The sequence below is a fragment of the Corynebacterium sp. CCUG 61414 genome, from assembly GCF_024453945.1.
GTDB classification, from domain to species: Bacteria; Actinomycetota; Actinomycetes; order Mycobacteriales; family Mycobacteriaceae; genus Corynebacterium; species Corynebacterium pseudogenitalium.
Genome location: NZ_JAGPYU010000014.1, coordinates 1 through 18,297 on the forward strand (window position 1 = coordinate 1; position 18,297 = coordinate 18,297).

Sequence of the window (18,297 nt, forward strand, 5' to 3'; positions counted from 1 at the left end):
CCCAACCCCTGAAAAAGCACACATTTTGTCACTTAAGTCGACACGCCGAGAAAAGCACACATTTTGTCGCTTAACCCTAAAACCCCCGGGAACCATAGACATTTAACTATGGTCCGGATCCGGGGGACTACATTGGCTAGCCTATAGCAATGACGTTTCCTACACAACTGCCTTCGACAAATGCAGCCTTGCTTTGGGGTTCTCTCCCGCCCGCTCGTTTAGCCAGTTTTCTTAGCGAATCGCCGAACGGCAACATAGACGAAGCCCTCGAGCTCTACATATGGAACATCAAGCTATCTACTGCATTTCTAGCGGATATTGCCATTTTGGAAGTTGCACTACGGGAATCGATCAATAAAGCGGCAGCTGCAAAATGGGGCAGCCACTGGTACCTCGATATCCCGTTGGATGAACGGTCAGAGCAGAATCTTGCGGTGGCTTGGTCGCAACTTTCCAGGAGGGTACGTGAGCGTCCAAACGATGGTGATGTTCCCGGGCGTCTTTTCGCTAACTGTACATTTGGTTTTTGGACGAACCTCTTTGACAAAGGAGGACATACAGGCAAGTCTCCCAGACGGGTCCGCGTCAATTACGAGCACAACTGGGAAGCCGCCCTACGTCATGCTTTCCCTGAAGGAAGAAACGTAGCAAGACAGCAACATGCTGGTTTCACCAGAGATTGGGTGCACGGGATTTGCAAGCGAGTCAATAGCATTCGAAACCGTGTAGCCCACCATGAACCGCTCATCAGAGGTTTCCCGATGCCTGGACAGCCTCACCGTATGACCTGCACGGAGGCACACGAGGAGACCCTGAAGCTTGCCAGGATGCTTGACCCGAAGTTGGCCGCCTGGCTAGCAGAAAACAGCGATGTTCCCAGGCTAATCGCTGCACGCCCCTGCACCACGTAATAGCACCGCGAACCCCCGTTCGAACACCGCCCGCGCAATGTCGGGGCTGCATGCTTCAATAAATCAACAAGTGATAGTTGATGCGAAAGGTGCAGGTCATGGCCATTTCGATGCCGCAGGACTTCGAGCATGCGCTTACGTTGATGTACAACGGCGAAAGCGTTGTGATCGATGGCGCGCCCGGCACCGGCAAATCCACGCTGCTGCGCACGTTCATGGAAGCGAATGACGCGCTACCGGATAACCTGCGCAAACGGGTGCTGCCCGTCGCGCTGCTGGAACCCGCGGCGAGCGGCATCAGCGGGCTGACGATCGACTCTGCATTCAACTTCGATCCCTTCATGACGCTCGGCGATGTCCTGCCGGGCGGTTCCTGGGACATCAACGATGCCAAGCTGCTGCTCAGCTTGGCTGAGACATTAATTATCGACGACGCCCACAACCTCAACACCGAGCTCCTGTTGATGATGAGCGTCGCCCTGCAGCGCGTGCGAAAGAACAACGAACCGTTTGGGGGCGTGCAACTCATCGCTGCGGGAGAATTGGCTGGGCCCGACTCACCGCTGGAGATGATGCTGGAGGAGGCAAGGCAGGATCCCGAGCGTTACGTGTTCCTCTCCTTTGACGGTGTCAGTTTTAATGTGAGCTACCACGTGGTTCGCGTTCACGCGGTGGTTGTGGAGCGTGGCCAGGTCGTTGCGGACTTTGGCACGTGGCTCAACCCGATGTCTGACTTGGGGCAGTTCGGCCTCGACAACGAGGTTCCTCCGGGTGGGGTTGCTATCGCGCCGCAGCTCGAGGACTTTTGGCCGCTGCTGCTACGGCAGGCTGCAGGTGGCATTGTCGTCGGCGATCGCCTGGAGATGGCCCAGGACGCCGGCCGCTACCAGGCACGAGGCCTCGACATGGAACTCGGCGACGGTATCGACGCCGAGGCACTCGACATCATCATTGAGGGCAGCGACGTCATCGAACGCGCGCACTCCATGGCGCTCGATTTCCTCTCGGGGGACGTCGAGATCCCCTACGTGCGGCCGGTACCCGACGCATCCGATACACAAGAAGGCACACTCTTCCAGCCGTTTTGGGCGCCCGCCGCTCCTCTCAAGCTCGATCAAACTCGCGCGACCGACTCCGATAACGCATGGGCAGCCTTCTCCGGCTCCGGCGTGGAAGTCAGCGACCAACGCATGCTCCAGCAGACTGCCCTGCGGCTTTCTTCCTGGGGGATGTCTCGCGGCGTTTGGACGAAGCGGGCCGAAGAGGAGGTGCGCAAACGCGCCATCATGACAGGGCTGACGCAGGTGTCCCTCCCGGAGGGCAAAGAGCAAAACATCGACATTGCTGCGCTGCTCTCCCCAGGCATGAGGGTGGTGTTTACGGGCTGCCGCGAAGCCATCAGCTTCTACGACGGCGAAGAGCAGCTCATCTCCGCCTGCGATTCGTGCGGGCTCATCTTCGAAGACAGCGTCTCTGCAACCACGTGCGATGTCCTCGTAGCGTGGGACCCGGCATCCATGTCGCGCAAGGCAAGAACCGCCCGGGAGCTGGGCATCCCGATCGTCTCGTTCGCCGATTTTGAGGACTGGTATAGGTACTACACGGGTTCGCCCTACGAGACCTTCCTCGCCGACATCCTCGAGGAAGGCCACCAGGTGGCGTTCCGTGGGTCGATCGTCATCAACGGGATCCACATCACCGACGGTGCACGCATGGCGCTCCTGTGCGACGAGCTCGGCCTCGTGTACAGCCCGGAAATCCCCATCTCACTTTGCGACGCCCTCATCACTGACGACCTGACCGCCAGCCAGTACGGCATACCACTCATCCCAGTGGATGCATTCGGCGCGTGGGTGAACAGGGAGTTCGCATCCAAGGGCCAGTTCTTCACCGAAGACTTCTTCATCCCCGTCGAAATCTCCGGTCTGTATGGCCCGGACGAGCTGCTTTCCAAGATCGACGAGAGCAAAGCTTGACCCTGACGTAACGTCAGACTGCACAATGGCTGCCATGACCAACAACGAAGCGCTGTACACAGTCGGCGAAGTAGCCAACGCATTCGGGATCACGGTGCGCACCCTGCACCACTGGGAGCAGGCCGGCCTCGTCGAACCTGTGTATCGCAGCTGGTCAAACTACAGGCTGTACACGCCAGATGACCTGGAGCGCATCCAGCACATCCTGGTCTACCGGACCACTGGCATGAAACTGTCTGAAATCAAAGAAGTACTCTCCCACCCCACCTCGAACCGGGAGCACCTGCGCAGGCAACACGAACGCCTGCTTGAGGAGCGTTCGCGGATCGATGGGATGGTGGTGGCCGTCGAAAAGTTATTGGAGCAAGCAATGAATAACCACAAACCAACCCTTGAAGAAGTCGGCGAGATCCTCGGCGACCCGAACTACACCGAACACCAAGCCGAGGCGCAAGAGGCCTACGGCGACACGCCCGGCTGGGCGCAGTACCAGGGTCGCACCGGCAACTGGGGCGCGAGCGACTGGGAGGACAGCAAGCAGCGTTTCGACGCCATCGATACCAAACTCGCCGACGCTGTTCGCCGCGACGTGCCCACCGACAGCGCGGAAGCCGCCGAACTCGTCGAGGAACACCGGAAGGTGATCGGGCAGTTCTTCGACGTCACCCCGGAGATGCAGTTCCAGATCTCGCGCGGCTACATCGCCGATGAACGCTTCAAGCGCTACTACGAAGAACGCCAACCCGGCCTGGCGCAGTGGCTCGCCGACGCCATCGCGCACGCCACCGGCCACAGCACAGAGAGCAAGTCCTAGCCGGGCCTAGCGCAGCAGGCGTTTCCCCAGCCGCAGCGCAAGCGCCATCGCGTCCGCGACCGGCTTGCCGCCACCAGCGCCGACCCCGCCGAGCGGCACGTAACGCTGCGCCGCCACGGTACGCGCCTCGGTGTACTTCAGCAGGCCTTCGTCGCCATGGCGTCGCCCCACGCCTGACTGTTTCCACCCGCCCATCGGCGCGTCCATCGATGCCCACGCGGCCGCGTACCCCTCATTAATGTTCACGGTCCCGGCGTGCACGTGCGCCGCGACCACGCGCGCCTCGTCCTCCGCGCCCCAAATCGAGGCGTTGAGCCCGTAGTCGGTGTCATTCATCTTCTCGACGCCCACCTCCGGCCCATCCACCACCTCCACGTAGACGACCGGCCCGAACACTTCCTTGCGGTACAGATCGGCGTCCTCCGGGACGTCCACGAGGATGGTCGGTGCGTAGAACGTATCCCCGAGCTGGGGTAACGCCTCCCCACCAGCCAGGACGGTGGCGCCTTTGTCCACGGCGTCGTGGACAAAGGCGTCGACACGCGAGCGGTGCTCCGCCGAAATCAGCGAGCCAACATCGTCACCCCACCCGTGCCCAATGCGCAGGCGTTTCGTCAGCGCCACAAACTGTTCAAGGAACACTTCTGCCACGGCGCGGTCCACGTAGATCCGCTCCACGGAAATGCACAGCTGACCGGTATTGCTGAAGCACGCGTCAGCGGCGCCACGTGCCGCCGTCTCGGGGTCCGCGCTGGCTAAAACCAGCAGTGGGTTCTTCCCGCCCAGCTCAGCGGAAAACCCAATCAGACGCTCCCCGGCCTGCGCGGCAAGCTTCCTGCCGGTGGCGGTGGACCCTGTGAACATGAGGAAATCGCACCGCTTCACGATCTCCTGCCCCACCGTCCGCCCGCTTCCCTCCACAACCTGGAACAGGTCGGCTGGCAGCCCAGCCTGCACCAGCAGCTGGTGGGCGCGCTGCGCGGTGCGCGGGGTTTGCGTATCCGGCTTCAGCACCACCGCGTTGCCCGCGATCAGTGCCGCCACCGCATCCGACACCGCCAACGAGAGCGGGTAGTTCCACGGCGCAATCACCCCCACCACACCCTTCGGCGCCCGGTGCACCTCGGTCCGTGTCGCCACCGGCATAGCGCCCCGCACTCGGGCTGGCGTCAGCAGCGCCTTCGCGCGGTACGAGTAGTGGCGGGCGGTAATCGCAACATCCATGACCTCGTCGAACGCGTTGTGTTTCGCCTTACCTGTCTCCTGCTGGATCAGGTCCACCAATTCGTCGCGGTGGGCAAGGATCAGGTCGTGGTAGCGCAGGAAGATGCGGCTGCGCTGGCGAAGAGGTGTCGTCGCCCAGGCGCGCTGTGCCGCGCGTGCAGTGTCGAAAGCGTGCTGTACTGACATGCAGCCCAGGTTAGCGTCGCCGTGCCGCCATGCGGCTGAACTTTTCCACCCGGCGCGAATCCCCATAGATCTGCACCTGCTCGCCAGCCTCCAAAGCCATGTGCCCGAGGACGGGCTGCCAGCGGTCCTCCCGGCGCACGGCAATCACCTTCACGCCGTGGCTCTGCCACAACGCCTGCTCGTCGAGCGGGCCCGCCACGTGCGTCGGCACCACCGTGTGCACAATCGCCGTGCCCGAGGACAACTCCACATAGTCGAGGTTCGCGCCACGCACCAGGTGCGCCACACGCCGCCCCATCGCCTCCTCCGGGTGCACCGCATGCGGCACACCAATCTGGTCCAGGATGCGCCCGTGTGCATTGCCGGAAGACTTCGCCCACAAATTCTCGACGCCCACATCCACCAACAACGAACACGTCAAAATCGACGCCTCCACGTGCGCCCCGCCGATCGCCACGACGACGCCGTCGAACTCCGAAATGCCCAACTCTTCAATCGTGGCCACGTCCGTGCAGTCCGCCTGCACCACCTTCGACAGCAGCCCGTTGTTGCGTTTCACGGCGGACTCTTCCAGATCGATGCCGACGACGGTGGCGTCGTCAAACATGAGCTCCCGGCCCACCGCCGAGCCAAACCTCCCGAGCCCAAGCACCGCGTACGTGGGCGTTGCAAACTTAACCAATGATCGGCCTTTCATAAGGAAGCAAAATTTTCGACGCCGGCTCCGCAAACGCGAACGCCGTCGCCACAGTAATCGGACCCAACCTGCCAACAATCATCATAAAAATAATGACCAACAACGAAGGCGCATCCAGATGAGGCGTAATACCCGTGGACAACCCCACCGTGCCAAACGCCGACAGCACCTCAAACAACACCTCCGACAGGTGAAACGGCGTCAGTGCCAACAACGCGAACGTCGCCGCCACCACCAGCGCGCCGCTGAGCATCACCACCGTGATCGCCTGGTGCACCACCTCCACCGGGACACCTTTGCCCAGCATGACCGGCTGCGTGCGACCCCGCACCACCGCCGACACCGCCGACACCAACACCAACACCGTCGTGATCTTCACGCCACCCGCCGTGCCAGCCGGGCCCGCCCCCACAAACATGAACAGGTCCATCGCAAACAGCGTCGGCTCGTGCATCCCGCCAATATCGACAGAGTTGAACCCGCTCGTGCGGGTCTGCACCGCCTGAAACAGCCCCGCCAACACCGCATCCGACGCCGGCAACCCACCCAGCGTGCGCGGGTTGTTCAACTCCATGGCGAGGATGGTGGCCGTCGAAAAGCAAAGAAGGAAGAGCGTACCGGCAACCACCATGCGCGTATTCAACGTCCAGCGGTGCAGGTGAAACACGTCCCGCCGAAACTGAAACAGCACCGGAAACCCCAAACCACCAATAATGATCGCCGCCATGATAGGCACGCAGACCCACCAATCCCCCACGAAGCCGGTCATGTTGTCCGAATAAAGCGCGAACCCCGCATTGTTAAACGCCGACACCGCATGAAACACCCCATGCCCCAACGCGCGCGGCAATGGGTAGCCCAACGCCACGAACCGCGCCGTCAACGCCAGCGCGACCAGCGCCTCCACCACGATGCTCACCAGCAGGACCCGCCTCAACAGCGGCGCGATCCCGCCCACCGCCGTACGACGCTCCACCGCCGAAATCACATTCGCACTCAAATTCGCTTTGCGGACCACCGCCTGACCCAGAATCGTCGCGAAGCTCATCACCCCGAACCCGCCAACCTGGATCAACACGGCAATGACCACCTTGCCGAACGTAGTCCAATACGTCGCCGTATCCACAATGGCTAGGCCGGTTACACACAGCGCGGACGTCGCCGTAAACAACGCCGGCAACAGCGGCAACCCACCCGGATTCACAGTGGAAGCCGGAAGCATCAGCAACACGGTGCCCACGAACAGGGCTACCAGGAAGCCGAACAAGATCACCGCCGCGCTATTGAGCTGGCGGTGCCGAATGTCAGCAGGCACCAGCGGAACATTACGCCAGCGGGGTGCGGGTGGCAAGGGTTTTCTTGTCCCTGAGTGGCTGTGGAGTGGGCGCCAGTGCCAAATCTGACATCGTTTGTTGTCTAGCACATTTTTTGCCAGCAACTTTGAAGCAATAGACCTTATTCGATTGCGTCTTTTGGCACTCGAACCGACCTGCCTGACACCAAATTCCCTCGCGCAGAACAGGCGACCTGGGCTTTGCGAACCCACGACGCCAAAATGCAGGAATGTGGTGCACACCGTCCCACGAGAGAACTAACGCTCGGCCAGCTCGGCCTCGATCCACGCCTTGCGGGCCTGGCGCTGCTCCTTCCAATGTGCAAGCGCCTGGACGGCCTCAATGCGCTGCTTCTTGAACACCAGCATGGACAGCGGGAACGCCACGATGAGGGCCAGCAGGGCCGACATGATCAGCGGGACGGGCGCCCCAACCGCGACGGCTAGCAGCTGGATCACCACGGTGAGGACGATGAAGAGGAGGAGCCGGTACAACCCGTAGATGGCGGCGGCTTTGTTTGCGCGACGCTTCGCGCTCGGGTCAACTTCGGGTGCTTCACTCATGGGGGCCATGGGGACTTAGCCTAACGCAAAGGTGGACCAGTATGTTAGAGGGCATGGGAAGGCTTCTACTCATCGCTCTGATCATTCTGGCTGTGTACTTGATGTGGCGCGCGTTCGGCCCGGGGTCGAATGCACGGTATGGAGGGTACGGGGTGCAGCAGCAGGAACAGCCACCGGTTATTAAGGGGCCGGATGATGATGAGGAGTTCCTGTGGGAGATCGAGAAGAATAGGTTTAAAGAACGCCGGGCCCGCGAGGAGGCGGAGCGCCGGCGTCGTGAAGAGGAGGAGCGTCGGAGGAAGCGCGGCGAAGACTAGCTGCGCGTTGCTTCCTCGGCGAGGACCTCGGGCAGCTTCTCTGCCCAGGCCAGGGAGTCGCGGACGCCCTGCTCGATGGTGAGTTCTGGGGACCAGCCGAGTACCTCGCGCGCCTTGTCGATGCGCGGTGCGCAACCGGCGACGTCGCCCTCGCGTGGTGGTGCGGTGGTGACCTCCATGTCGGAGCCGCTGGCGGACTTGAACGCCTCCGCGAGCTCGAAGACGGTGGTGCCGGTGCCGGTGCCTAGGTTGATGACCTCGTATGGGGCGAGGTCGGCCTTGAGGGCAGCGACGTGGGCGCGGGCCAGGTCCCAAACGTGGACGTAGTCGCGCAGGCCGGAGCCGTCGCGGGTTGGCCAGTCGACGCCGGTGACCGTGAACGCCTCACCCCTCTGGTGGGCGGTGATCATCTTGCCCAGCGCGTGGGACGGCAGCGGGTTCTGCAGGCCGGTGCGCAGCTGTGGGTCGGCGCCGATCGGGTTGAAGTAGCGCAGGGCCACAGCCTGGATCTGGCCGGCGGCAGCGGCGTCAGCCATGACGCGCTCCAGCATCCACTTCGACGCGGCGTACGGGCTGGTTGGCGCCACAACGGAGGACTCGTTGACGGTGAAGTCCTCGTCCGCCTGGTACATTGCGGCGGTCGAGCTGAGCATGACGCGCTTGACGCCGCGGTCGCGAAGGACCTGCAGCATCTTGGTTGCGCGGCCGACGTTGACGTCGTAGTACTCGAGCGGCTGCGCGACGGACTCCGGCACGATGATCTTGGCCGCGCAGTGGATGACGGCTTCGATGTCGGGGTGGTCGTCGAAAATTTTGTTGAGCAGCTCGGTGTCGGCGATGTCGCCCTCGTAGTGGTCGAAGCGCTCTGCGAAGACGCGCAGGCCAGTGGAGTAGTCATCCAAGATGACCGGGGTGATGCCTGCGTCGGAGCAGCACGATGCAATTGTGGAGCCGATGTAGCCGGCCCCTCCTGTAATCAGTGTTTTCATTAGTTCAATCCTGCGTACGAGTGAAGTCCAGCAATGACAGTATTTACATAGGTCATGTTAAAGATGGTCATGGCCAAGGCAAAAACGTTGATCCACGCGGCCTTCGAGTTCTTCCAGCCGGCGGTGGCGCGCGCGTGGAGGTAGGCGGCGTACAGAATCCACGTGATCATGGACACGGTTTCCTTCGCGTCCCAGCCCCACGGGCGACCCCAGGCGACCTCAGCCCAGATCGCGCCAAACACAATGCCGATTCCGAACAGCGGCAGCGTAATAATCGCCGTCTTGTAGGTGATCTGGTCGAGCGTCTTCGCGCTCGGCAGTGGCTTCGCAATCGCGCCGAAAAACCCATGCTCCTCGCCGCGCGGCTGCCACATGCGCAGCAAGTACAGCAGCGCAAAGATGCCCGACACAATACCTATCGACGCCCCCACCGACACCGACGAAACGTGCACCGGCAGCCAGTAGGACTGCAGCGCCGGCACCACCGGCGCCACGTGCATGTGGAACACCGTGGAGTTCAAGAACATCGCGATCGCCATCGGGGCGAGCAGCCACGGCCAGATGGTGTGCCAGTTCTTGCGCTGCACCACGATCGCGGCTGCGACCATCACGACGGCCGTCATGGCCAGGATGTACTCGTACAGGTTGCCGAGCGGGAAGCGCTTCGCCGCCAGCCCGCGCGTAATGAAGGACGCCACGTGCAGCACGATGCCGAACCAGATCAGCGCCTGCGTCATGTTCGCCCACTTGCGAGCGCCGGCGACGCGGCGGTCGTACTCTGCCTGGTCGAAGGAGTCGGAGGGGGCGTCGATAAGCTCGGAGCCGCCCCCGGCCCCCACGGCGACTTTTTGATCCATGCGGGCGCGCTCGCGGCGCATGTCGAGCACGCCGAACATGCGCCCGTAGTAGATACAGGACATGATCAGCGCAGCCAGGTACAGGATGAACGCGGTGCGGAACGTGAGGTCTGAAAGGTCCGCCATCGTGGAATCGACAAGCATGGGGAACAATCTACCGCGTCATCGCAGGTTAGCCAAGGTCATCAACCTCGAAGGAGGGGTTCTCCTCCTCCGAAACGCCCAGGATTTCCTCCACGATTTCGTCGAACTCGGCGCCCCACCCGGCGCGGTCCGTGCGCGCCAGGCCGGCGAGCTCCACGTGAGTGCCGGTGGCCGTCGGGGTCAGGCGGATCCACAGGCGGCGGCGCTTGATGGTCAGCGAGCCGGCCAGCGCGGCCAGCATGAGCACCGAGGTGGCCAGCATCCAGCCCTGGGTCGGGTCGTGGGAGATTTGGTAGTTGGCGTACTCGGCTGCGCCATCGAAGCGCACGCGGATGCCGCCCTCAAGGGTGGTTTCCTCCCCCGGCACCAGGTTGACGCGCTCCACCTTCTGCAGGCGCCCCTCGGCGATCAGGTTCTGGTCCAGCACGAAGATGTTCTGCGGGCGGCCGGTGTCCAGGCCGGCGTCGCCGACGTAGATGTCTACTGCCATCGCCGGGTCCTGCATCGCAGGGAAGCCGGACTGCAGCATGTCGCCGTTCACGCCGGTCCACTGGGCGGTGGGCGCGAAGTTGCCCTCGATGGCGATCTGGTGCTCGCGGCGCTCGGTGAGGTCCGGGTACATGCCGGCCGGCGGGTCGAAGCGCATCACGCCGGCGGACAGGAAGTTCTGCACGTCCGTGGGCCTAAACTGCACCATCTGGGTGCGCGACTCCCCGTTCGGCCAGGTGATGGTCACCTGGGGGGCAAAGCCGTGCCCCTGCAGGTAGACGCGGTTGCCGTCCACGCGCAGCGGGTGGTTGACCTGCAGCGTGAAGTCCTGCCACTGCTCGCGCGGGGCGGCCACGTCCGGGGTGTAGGCCACGTCCGACCAGAACCCGTTCGCCTGTCCAGTGTTGAGGTACTCGGCGCGGAAGTTCTTCGACTCGATGCAGAACGGGTGCAGGCCAGTGCCGTCGAAAAGCGGGCCGGCGCGGAAGACGTCGAAGTTCGCAGGCGACGTATTACAGAACTGGCGCGGCTGCTCCACAGGCACCGCGTACTGCGACTCGGACTCGGTCACCATGATGACCTGGCCCTCGTAGAAGACCATGCGGCCCGCCGCGAACGCCACAATCATGCCCACCAGCCCGATGTGGAACAGCAGGTTCATCAGCTCGCGGGAGTAGCCGCGCTCCGCCGAGATGGAGAACACCCCGGCGCGGTCCTCCTCCGGCTGGTAGGAAGCCACGTGCCACTTGCGCAGCACTGCGCGCGCCTTCGCCTCCAGCTCTTCCTTCGGCGTATCGACGTCCCCTTCCGCATGCAGCGGCATCCTGGACAGGTACTTCGGTGCCCGGGTCGGCGTGGCCCGGTACGCGCGCCAGTGGTCAATCGAGCGCGGGATGATGCACCCGACCAGCGACACCATCAGCAGCGTGACGATGGCGACGAACCAGGTGGAATCGAAGACGTCGAAAAGCTGCAGCTTGTCGTAGATGGGCCCCATGGTTGGGTTGGCGCGCAGGTAGTCGTCTACCAGCGTCGCGGAGACCGTGCGCTGTGGCAACAGCGCGCCCGGTATGGAGGCGAGCGAAAGTAAGAACAGGAGCAGCAGCGCGGTGCGCATACTGGTCAGCCAGTGCCACGACCTGCGTAGCCACGTCCATGCAGTGCTCATTTAAATCACCGTTGCTCCATATCCGAAGACGAGCTGGCGCGTCCAGCCGATAAACACGTTCCAGGCCCCGGTCAGCAGCAGCAGGCCGACGATGACCATCGCTACCCCGCCGATCACCTGGATGGTGCGCGAGTGCTTTCGCAGCACCTCGATGCTACGCACCGCTTTCGCCGAGCCAAGCGCCACCAGCAAGAACGGCAGCCCCAGCCCGAGGCAGTACGCGATGACCAGCAGCACGCCGCGCGCCGCGGTCATGCCCGCCGTCCCCACAGAAACGGACACGATGGCGGCGAGCGTCGGCCCCAAACACGGGGTCCACCCGAGCGCGAACACCCCGCCGAGCAGCGGCGCGCCCAGCAGCGTGGTCCACTTCTTCGGTCGCAGCCGCGTGTCGTTTTGCAGCGCGGGCACCCAACCGGCGAACACCAGGCCCATCACAATCGTGACCACCCCACCCGCGCGCATGAGGGTCTCCGCGTTGAGCGCCACCGCGCTCACCGCGCCGAAGACGGTCACGGTGGCCAGCAGGAACACCACGGTGAACCCGAGGATGAACAGGCCCGCCGCGCCGGCGACGGCCCAGCGGCGCCGCGTCACAGATACCCCGTGCTCATCCACGTTGAGCTCCCCGCCCACGATGCCCGTCAGGTACGACATGTAGCCCGGCACCAGCGGCACCACGCACGGCGAGGCGAAGGACGCCAACCCGGCCAGCGCAGCCGCCAGCATTCCCAGCAGCAGCGGGCCTTGGGAAACCAGCTCCGATAACGCCTCCCCCACTTAGGCCTCCGCCTCCTGGTGCAGCGTATTCGCCAGGTCGATGATCTCCTGGGCGGTGACCTCCCGCAGGAACACCGCCGCCGGGCGGTGCTGGGTGTCCAGCACGATCGTCGTTGGGATCACGGAGCTGGGCACGCCGCCCAAGAACGCGGCGGTCTTAAACGGCGGGTCGTAAATGGATGGGTAGGTCACCCCGTTGTCCTTCATGAAGTCGCGCGCGATGTCCGCGTTGTGGTCCCGCACGTTAATACCGAGGACGGTGCCGAAGCCCTCGATGGACTCCTGCACCTCCTGGAGGTCGTCGACCTCCGCACGGCACGGCGCGCACCACTGGCCCCACGCGTTGAGCACCACGACCTCGCCGTCGAAGTCGCTGAGCGAAATCTCGCTGCCCGGCTCCATCAGGGACTCGCCGGAAAAGTCCGGCAGCGGCTTACGCTCCTCCTGCGGGTAGAACAGCTCCACCTGCCCGCCCGGCGAGTGGAACGCGAAGGACCCGCCGTTGTCGCTGGCGCTCGAGCACCCGCTCAGCAGCACGGCTGCGGCAACGAATGGGACAAGGCTGCGGCGCACGGTCATAGGGTCCTTCCAGGTTAGATCGCGGATGCGGGGGTTGAGTATGACCAGTCAACAACAACGTCATCATCGAACACAAGTGACGTCACACTGGCCAGCTCGCAGCGACGGCTCGCGTGCGCGAAGGGCTTGCCCTGCACGTAGCGCTGCACCGTCACGATCGGCAGCTGGTGGCTCACCAGCACGGCCTCGTGGCCCTCGGCGCGCTGGCGGGCGTCCTCAATCGCGACGTCCATGCGGGCGAAGATGTCCTCGTAGGACTCGCCCCAGCTCGGCTCCCAGGGCTTGAGCATGTGGCGCCACCGGATCGGGTTCCACAGCTGGGAGCGCCACCCCTTGGTGCGCAGCCCCTCAAAGGTGTTGCCGGCCTCCAGGATCTCCTCCCGGGTATCAATCTCCAGGCCAGTGACCTCCGCAATCGGCTGCGCGGTCTCCTGCGCGCGCAGCAGCGGGCTGGCCGCCAGGTAGGTAACATCGCGGCCCTCGAAAAACTTCGAGGTCGCAGCGGCCATCGAGTAGCCGCGGGAGCTCAAGTGGTAGCCCGGCAGGCGCCCGTAGAGGATCTTCTTCGGGTTGAACACTTCACCGTGGCGCACCAGGTGGACAACAGTTCGCGTCATTTACTGGCCCTCCGGGGTCGCGGCGGCCGCGGCCTTCGCAGCCGGGACGAGCGCGGCCTCGATGGTGGCGAAGTCGTCGTCAGTCAGCGCCGTGGAGACGAACCAGGTCTCGAACGGGCTCGGGGACGCGTGCACGCCGTGGTCCAGCAGCGCGTGGAAGAACGGCGCGTAGCGGAACGTCTCCGCCGCCTTCATGTCGTCGAAGTTGTGGCCCTCGCCCTCCGCGAAGCGCACCGACAGCATCGTCGACGCGCGCTGGATGTGGTGCGCCACGCCCTCACGCGTCAGCGCCGAGCTGACCAGATCTTCCAGCCTGTCCGCGTTGCGGTGCAGCACCGGGTAAATATCCTCGCTGGCCAGGCGCAACGACGCCATGCCCGCAGCCATCGCCACCGGGTTTCCGGACAGGGTTCCTGCCTGGTACACCGGCCCGTTCGGCGCAAGCTTCTCCATTACTTCTCGACGCCCACCAAAGGCCGCCGCCGGCAACCCACCAGAGATGACCTTGCCGAAGGTCGTCAGGTCACCCGCAACACCGTCGACCCCGTACCAGCCGGAGTAGGAGGTGCGGAAGCCCGTCATCACCTCATCCAGGATGAGCAGGGCACCATTGGCGTGGCAGACCTCCTTCAGCTTCGCGTTGAAGTTGTCCTGCGGCGCCACCGTGCCCATATTGCCGGCGGCCGCCTCCGCGATCACGGCGGCAATCTGGCCCTCGTTTTCCGCGAACGCGCGCTTCACAGCCTCAATGTCGTTGTACGGCACCACGATCGTGTCCGCCGCCTGCGCGCCGGTGACCCCCGGGGAATCCGGCAACGAGAACGTCGCGATCCCAGAGCCTGCCGACGCCAACAGGGCGTCCACATGGCCGTGGTAGCAGCCATCAAACTTAATAATCTTCGGGCGCTGCGTATACCCGCGCGCCAGGCGCACCGCCGACATCGTCGCCTCAGTACCCGAGTTGACCATGCGCACCTCCTCCACGGACGTACGCTGCGTAATCATCTCCGCGATCTCCACCTCGGCCTCCGTCGGCGCGCCGAAGCTCAACCCGTTCACCAACGCCTTCTCGACGGCCTCCAGGATCGCCGGGTGCGCATTCCCGTGGATCATCGGACCCCACGAATCCACCAGGTCGACGTAGGAGTTGCCGTCGACATCTACAAGCGTGCTGCCGAACGCCTTCTCAATAAAGCGCGTCTGCCCACCCACCGAGCCAAACGCGCGCACCGGCGAGTTCACCCCGCCCGGCGTGACCCGCTGAGCGCGCGCAAACAACTCAGCAGAACGAGCAGTATTTTCTGAAGTCAGGTTCGTCTTCGTCATAGTTGCCTATCCTAGGCGATATGAAGATTGCATTTTTAGGCCTCGGCCGTATGGGTACCGAATTAGCACTCAAGCTTGTCAGTGACCACGACCTTGTGGTCTGGAACCGCACCGCAGCGAAAACCGCCCCGCTCGTCGAGCGCGGCGCCACCGCCGCCGACACCCCTGCAGACGCCGTGAAAGGCTCCGACCTCGTAATCACCTCCCTGTTCGGCCCCGACACCGTCCGCGACATCGTCATCGAACCCGGCCTCATCCCCGACGGCGTCACCTGGGCCGACGCCACCACCATCTCCCCCGCCGACGCCGACTCCTTCGCCGCCGCCGTCCCCACCCTCGTCCACACCCCCGTAGTCGGCTCGCTCATCCCGGCGCGCGCCGGCAAGCTCGGCGTCTACGTCGGCGGCGCCACCGAGCAGCGCCGCAAGGAAGTCGCTGACGTCGTCGCGCCGTGGGCCGCCGCGAACCCGGAGCGCCTCAAGGTCGTCGACACTGCCGCCCAGGCCGCGACAGGCAAGCTCATCGCCAACCTCGCGTTGGCCGTCACCATGCAGGGGTTCAAGGAGGCACTGCATATCGGCAACGCCCAAGGACTTGACGACGCCACCATCGTCGACATGCTCGGCTCCACTGGCCTCGAGTTCATCGTGAACATGAAGTCCCCATTCCTGCTCGGGGAGCGCGACACCAACCCCGGCGACTTCTCCACCGACGCCATCGAGAAGGACGCGCGTTTGATGCTCGCCACCGCCGAAGCTGCCGGCAAGGAGCTGCCGGCCGTGGCAGCCGCGGTTGCCTCCCTGCAGGAGCAGCAGAAGAAGGGCCACGGGGACGAGGACTTCTCCTCAGTGGTGGTGTACCGCTAATGTTCTGGGGAGCGAGTGCCAAAGGACGCAATTCTTGTTCGGGGAGGACGAAAAAGCCCAGGTCGTGAAAAGGGGGTTGCGTCCTTTGGCACTGGCACGGTTGAGAGGGCACCAAATTCCTGGATTTTCGCGCGGCGATTTGGAAAAGCCCAGGTCGAGCAAACTGCGTGAGGGAATTTGGTGCGCGCACCCGCCTACGCTTTCTTCGCCTGCCTCCTAAACGCGCCGAACATGATCACCACGATCAGGCCGATGGCGATCCAGTTGGCCACCTTCGCGTACTGCTCCAGCACGTACACCACGGGCTCCCCGATCCACCATCCGAGGGCGAAGTACCCAAGTGACCACAGGGTTTTCGAGATGAAGTCCAGCACCATGAACTTCCACAGCGGCATGCCGGTCATGCCCATCAGGACGAAGACGACGAAGGCGATGGGAAGTGGGATCGGTACGTAGGCGAGGAAGATTCCCAGCCAGCCGAGTTTGAGGGCCCACTTTTCCACGCGTTCGATGTTGCGGGCGCTGCGCTTGGAGTTCTGCGCCTGCACGTCAAGGATTCCGCGCCCCCACAGTTTGCCGGCCCACCAATAGATCCAGTCGAACTTGATGGCCATCAGCGTGCCGATGAGCAGGTAGCCCAGCCAGTGCTGCACCTCGCCGACGGCGGCGAGCGCGCCCGTCGACGCCGCTCCAATCCGGGAACCGGTAATGGCCAGCATGATGGGCGGGTGCAGCCCAAGCAGCCAGGCGCGAAGTGGGATCATCGCAAGGCCGAAGAGGCCTACGAAGCCGAACCAGCCAAGGCACCAGTAGTCGGCCTTGGTTGGTTTGCTGTTCCAGGGCATGCCTGGTTGTTCCCACCATTCTGGTTCGGGTGTGGTCTGCTCCTCACTTTGCATAAGCAGAGAGTGTACCTAGCTAGAACATATTTAAGATTCCCGGGTTGGTGGCCACCACGATTCCGATGAGTGCCAGCAGCCCGAGTACCACACCGGCGATGATGCCGCCGGTGGAGGAGCCTTCCTTGTCGGCGCCGGTCAGTGCGTCGCAGTTGGCTTTGACGGGTTGGTATTCGGCTTCGGCGCGTTCGGTGGCTGCGCGGGCCTCGGCTGCGGCTGCCTTGGCGGTCGCAGCGGCAGCAGCCGCATCCTCCTGCGTCTGCTTCGCAGCCTTCAGCGCTTCCTCGGCGGCGGCCTGTCGGGCAGGCTGCGCCTCCTTGGCGGCGGAAAGCTCCTGCTCACGCTTTGCCACGAGCTCCTCCGCGGCCTGCAGCGCGCGTGCGGCTTCCAGGGTCCGCTCCGCCTTGTCGACGTCCTCTTCGCGCTCCTCGAGCGTTTGACGCTTGGTGGCGTCGCCAAACTCGATGGCGTGCTTGAGGCCGTCGTAGTAGGTGTTGAAGCGCTCGGTGTACTCGTCGACGGTGAACAGTGGAGTGCCCTGCTTCATCCAATGGGTGGCGAAGGTCTGCGCGTGGGCAATACGCCACGGGTACCCCTGGTACCGGAAGGCTTTGGTGTTCACAGCGAAGCCGGTGGCGCGCATGTCCGGGTTGACGATCGCCATGTAGTGGCCAGCGCCCGCCTCGAATGGTTTCTCGCCCTTCTCGAGTGCCTCGAAGTACGCGACGCGCTCCTCGTGGAACCAGCCCTTGAACGGGTTGTCGTAGTTCCAGGACAGGTTGTCCCAGCCGTTCTTCGAGTGCCCGCGCGGCAGCTGGTGCGACCAGTTCACGTTTACCTGGGCCTGCGCCATCAGGAAGTCGGAGACGGGCAGGGCGGGCTGGCCGTCGCTTTCGCGGAGCTCGTTGGCCTCGGGCAGCCAGCCAATGGCTGCCTTCATGTTGTCCAGGTGGGTGGCGTCGTCGGCCTCACCGATGTGGGTGTCGTCCGCGATGCGGTAGCCCGTCTGCCCAGCCACCGGGTCTTCTTCTTTGAAGCGGAAGTCGGTGTTCAGTTCGGCGACGGCGTCGGTTGCGCCCATGGCTTCGAAGAAGCCGAGGGAGCCGCGGTCGAACTGCTGTTGCGCCTCGGCCTTGCTGGCTTCGAGGGCGGCGGCTGCTTCGGCGGCCCGCGCCTTCGCGTCCTCGAGCGCCTGCTGTGCAGATTCCGCCGTCACGCCGGCGGGCACTGCGGACTGTTTCGCGGTGCGGTCGGTGGTGGCGTCGTCAAGAAGGCGTTGGGCGGCGGCGACCATGCCCTTTGCTGCCTTGAGTTCTTCCTGGGCGGCGGCGACGTCGCGCTGCGCCGCATCGAGCGTCTGCTGTGTGGCGCGCTCGCGGTCCTGCGCATCGCGCTGCTTCGCGGTGGCGTCCTTGACCGCGTCGACAAGCGCCACGCAGCGAGCCTCCGTGAGCTGGGCGGTGTCCTCCGCCATGGCCTGCGGGGCCACCAACATGGCCGCTGAGCAGGTGGTAACGAGCATGAGTCCGAGCTGCTTCTTCATACCGGCAGATTAGCAGGA

The 18,297-nt window shown here is 63.9% G+C and carries 18 protein-coding genes; 5 read left to right on the forward strand and 13 right to left on the reverse strand.

Going from position 1 to position 18,297, the window contains the following annotated elements; all coding sequences use genetic code 11:
• Positions 1–149 precede the first annotated feature (149 nt).
• The 3 genes from KBX14_RS09065 (at position 150) to KBX14_RS09075 (ending at position 3,701) form a co-directional block, all read left to right on the forward strand.
• Complete coding sequence (locus KBX14_RS09065) at positions 150–911, forward strand: Abi family protein (RefSeq protein WP_083290803.1); 762 nt, start codon at positions 150–152, stop codon at positions 909–911.
• 98 nt (positions 912–1,009) lie between these two features.
• The gene (locus KBX14_RS09070) at positions 1,010–2,887 is read left to right on the forward strand and encodes a hypothetical protein (RefSeq protein WP_256042379.1); all 1,878 of its coding nucleotides are present in this window, start codon (positions 1,010–1,012) and stop codon (positions 2,885–2,887) included.
• A 34-nt stretch (positions 2,888–2,921) separates the two neighbouring features.
• The gene (locus KBX14_RS09075; protein WP_071572878.1) at positions 2,922–3,701 is read left to right on the forward strand and encodes a MerR family transcriptional regulator; all 780 of its coding nucleotides are present in this window, start codon (positions 2,922–2,924) and stop codon (positions 3,699–3,701) included.
• 6 nt (positions 3,702–3,707) lie between these two features.
• Here the strand turns inward: KBX14_RS09075 and KBX14_RS09080 are convergent, their stop codons facing one another.
• The 4 genes from KBX14_RS09080 to KBX14_RS09095 all read right to left on the reverse strand — a co-directional run bounded on the left by KBX14_RS09080 (position 3,708) and on the right by KBX14_RS09095 (position 7,714).
• Positions 3,708–5,111, reverse strand: coding sequence for a succinic semialdehyde dehydrogenase (locus KBX14_RS09080; protein ID WP_071572849.1), 1,404 nt, complete (start codon positions 5,109–5,111; stop codon positions 3,708–3,710).
• A 10-nt stretch (positions 5,112–5,121) separates the two neighbouring features.
• Positions 5,122–5,793: a TrkA family potassium uptake protein gene (locus KBX14_RS09085; protein WP_177224255.1), complete on the reverse strand. Its 672-nt coding sequence runs from the start codon at positions 5,791–5,793 to the stop codon at positions 5,122–5,124.
• Positions 5,786–7,123, reverse strand: coding sequence for a TrkH family potassium uptake protein (locus KBX14_RS09090; RefSeq protein WP_256006078.1), 1,338 nt, complete (start codon positions 7,121–7,123; stop codon positions 5,786–5,788). The genes KBX14_RS09085 and KBX14_RS09090 overlap by 8 nt, the downstream gene beginning before the upstream one ends.
• Before the next feature lie 276 nt (positions 7,124–7,399).
• Complete coding sequence (locus KBX14_RS09095; protein WP_369822028.1) at positions 7,400–7,714, reverse strand: DUF4229 domain-containing protein; 315 nt, start codon at positions 7,712–7,714, stop codon at positions 7,400–7,402.
• Positions 7,715–7,758: 44 nt separating this feature from the next.
• On the opposite strand from KBX14_RS09095, the gene KBX14_RS09100 reads away from it, so the two are divergent.
• A complete protein-coding gene (locus tag KBX14_RS09100; RefSeq protein ID WP_070477766.1) occupies positions 7,759–8,022 on the forward strand; it encodes a hypothetical protein in 264 nt (87 codons plus the stop codon).
• Here KBX14_RS09100 and galE read toward each other — a convergent pair.
• The 7 genes from galE to hemL are packed head-to-tail and all read right to left on the reverse strand — an operon-like array spanning position 8,019 to position 14,971.
• Positions 8,019–9,011 (reverse strand): UDP-glucose 4-epimerase GalE, encoded by a 993-nt coding sequence (galE, locus tag KBX14_RS09105; protein WP_070477405.1) that lies wholly within the window; start codon positions 9,009–9,011, stop codon positions 8,019–8,021. The two genes, KBX14_RS09100 and galE, sit on opposite strands and share 4 nt — an antisense overlap.
• Positions 9,011–10,012 (reverse strand): c-type cytochrome biogenesis protein CcsB, encoded by a 1,002-nt coding sequence (ccsB, locus tag KBX14_RS09110; protein ID WP_070477403.1) that lies wholly within the window; start codon positions 10,010–10,012, stop codon positions 9,011–9,013. The genes galE and ccsB overlap by 1 nt, the downstream gene beginning before the upstream one ends.
• A gap of 28 nt (positions 10,013–10,040) precedes the next feature.
• Positions 10,041–11,669: a cytochrome c biogenesis protein ResB gene (locus KBX14_RS09115; protein WP_070477401.1), complete on the reverse strand. Its 1,629-nt coding sequence runs from the start codon at positions 11,667–11,669 to the stop codon at positions 10,041–10,043.
• Positions 11,670–12,398, reverse strand: coding sequence for a cytochrome c biogenesis CcdA family protein (locus tag KBX14_RS09120; RefSeq protein ID WP_177224256.1), 729 nt, complete (start codon positions 12,396–12,398; stop codon positions 11,670–11,672).
• A 51-nt stretch (positions 12,399–12,449) separates the two neighbouring features.
• On the reverse strand, positions 12,450–13,028 hold the full coding sequence (locus KBX14_RS09125; protein ID WP_071572853.1) for a TlpA disulfide reductase family protein: 579 nt from the start codon (positions 13,026–13,028) through the stop codon (positions 12,450–12,452).
• A 14-nt stretch (positions 13,029–13,042) separates the two neighbouring features.
• Positions 13,043–13,645, reverse strand: a complete 603-nt coding sequence (locus KBX14_RS09130; RefSeq protein WP_070363187.1) for a histidine phosphatase family protein — start codon at positions 13,643–13,645, stop codon at positions 13,043–13,045.
• On the reverse strand, positions 13,646–14,971 hold the full coding sequence (hemL, locus tag KBX14_RS09135; protein WP_256042380.1) for a glutamate-1-semialdehyde 2,1-aminomutase: 1,326 nt from the start codon (positions 14,969–14,971) through the stop codon (positions 13,646–13,648).
• A gap of 20 nt (positions 14,972–14,991) precedes the next feature.
• Here hemL and KBX14_RS09140 point away from each other — a divergent pair, with 20 nt between their 5' ends.
• Positions 14,992–15,837, forward strand: a complete 846-nt coding sequence (locus KBX14_RS09140; protein ID WP_070363189.1) for an NAD(P)-dependent oxidoreductase — start codon at positions 14,992–14,994, stop codon at positions 15,835–15,837.
• Positions 15,838–16,031: 194 nt separating this feature from the next.
• Here KBX14_RS09140 and KBX14_RS09145 read toward each other — a convergent pair whose 3' ends face one another.
• Positions 16,032–16,736 carry a DedA family protein gene (locus tag KBX14_RS09145; RefSeq protein ID WP_070363190.1) on the reverse strand — a complete coding sequence of 235 codons (705 nt, stop codon included), beginning with the start codon at positions 16,734–16,736 and terminating at the stop codon, positions 16,032–16,034.
• Positions 16,737–16,755: 19 nt separating this feature from the next.
• Positions 16,756–18,279 (reverse strand): CAP domain-containing protein, encoded by a 1,524-nt coding sequence (locus tag KBX14_RS09150; protein WP_070363191.1) that lies wholly within the window; start codon positions 18,277–18,279, stop codon positions 16,756–16,758.
• Between the last annotated feature and the right edge of the window lie 18 nt (positions 18,280–18,297).

Excerpts from the sequence above, each read along its gene's own strand:
- KBX14_RS09065 (WP_083290803.1), top strand. The coding sequence starts at position 150 with ATGACGTTTCCTACACAACTGCCTTCGACAAATGCAGCCTTGCTTTGG.
- KBX14_RS09070 (WP_256042379.1), top strand. The coding sequence starts at position 1,010 with ATGGCCATTTCGATGCCGCAGGACTTCGAGCATGCGCTTACGTTGATG.
- KBX14_RS09075 (WP_071572878.1), top strand. The coding sequence starts at position 2,922 with ATGACCAACAACGAAGCGCTGTACACAGTCGGCGAAGTAGCCAACGCA.
- KBX14_RS09080 (WP_071572849.1), bottom strand. The coding sequence starts at position 5,111 with ATGTCAGTACAGCACGCTTTCGACACTGCACGCGCGGCACAGCGCGCC.
- KBX14_RS09095 (WP_369822028.1), bottom strand. The coding sequence starts at position 7,714 with ATGGCCCCCATGAGTGAAGCACCCGAAGTTGACCCGAGCGCGAAGCGT.
- KBX14_RS09100 (WP_070477766.1), top strand. The coding sequence starts at position 7,759 with ATGGGAAGGCTTCTACTCATCGCTCTGATCATTCTGGCTGTGTACTTG.
- galE (WP_070477405.1), bottom strand. The coding sequence starts at position 9,011 with ATGAAAACACTGATTACAGGAGGGGCCGGCTACATCGGCTCCACAATT.
- ccsB (WP_070477403.1), bottom strand. The coding sequence starts at position 10,012 with ATGCTTGTCGATTCCACGATGGCGGACCTTTCAGACCTCACGTTCCGC.
- KBX14_RS09115 (WP_070477401.1), bottom strand. The coding sequence starts at position 11,669 with ATGAGCACTGCATGGACGTGGCTACGCAGGTCGTGGCACTGGCTGACC.
- KBX14_RS09120 (WP_177224256.1), bottom strand. The coding sequence starts at position 12,398 with ATGCTGGCGGCTGCGCTGGCCGGGTTGGCGTCCTTCGCCTCGCCGTGC.
- KBX14_RS09125 (WP_071572853.1), bottom strand. The coding sequence starts at position 13,028 with ATGACCGTGCGCCGCAGCCTTGTCCCATTCGTTGCCGCAGCCGTGCTG.
- KBX14_RS09130 (WP_070363187.1), bottom strand. The coding sequence starts at position 13,645 with ATGACGCGAACTGTTGTCCACCTGGTGCGCCACGGTGAAGTGTTCAAC.
- hemL (WP_256042380.1), bottom strand. The coding sequence starts at position 14,971 with ATGACGAAGACGAACCTGACTTCAGAAAATACTGCTCGTTCTGCTGAG.
- KBX14_RS09140 (WP_070363189.1), top strand. The coding sequence starts at position 14,992 with ATGAAGATTGCATTTTTAGGCCTCGGCCGTATGGGTACCGAATTAGCA.
- KBX14_RS09145 (WP_070363190.1), bottom strand. The coding sequence starts at position 16,736 with ATGCAAAGTGAGGAGCAGACCACACCCGAACCAGAATGGTGGGAACAA.
- KBX14_RS09150 (WP_070363191.1), bottom strand. The coding sequence starts at position 18,279 with ATGAAGAAGCAGCTCGGACTCATGCTCGTTACCACCTGCTCAGCGGCC.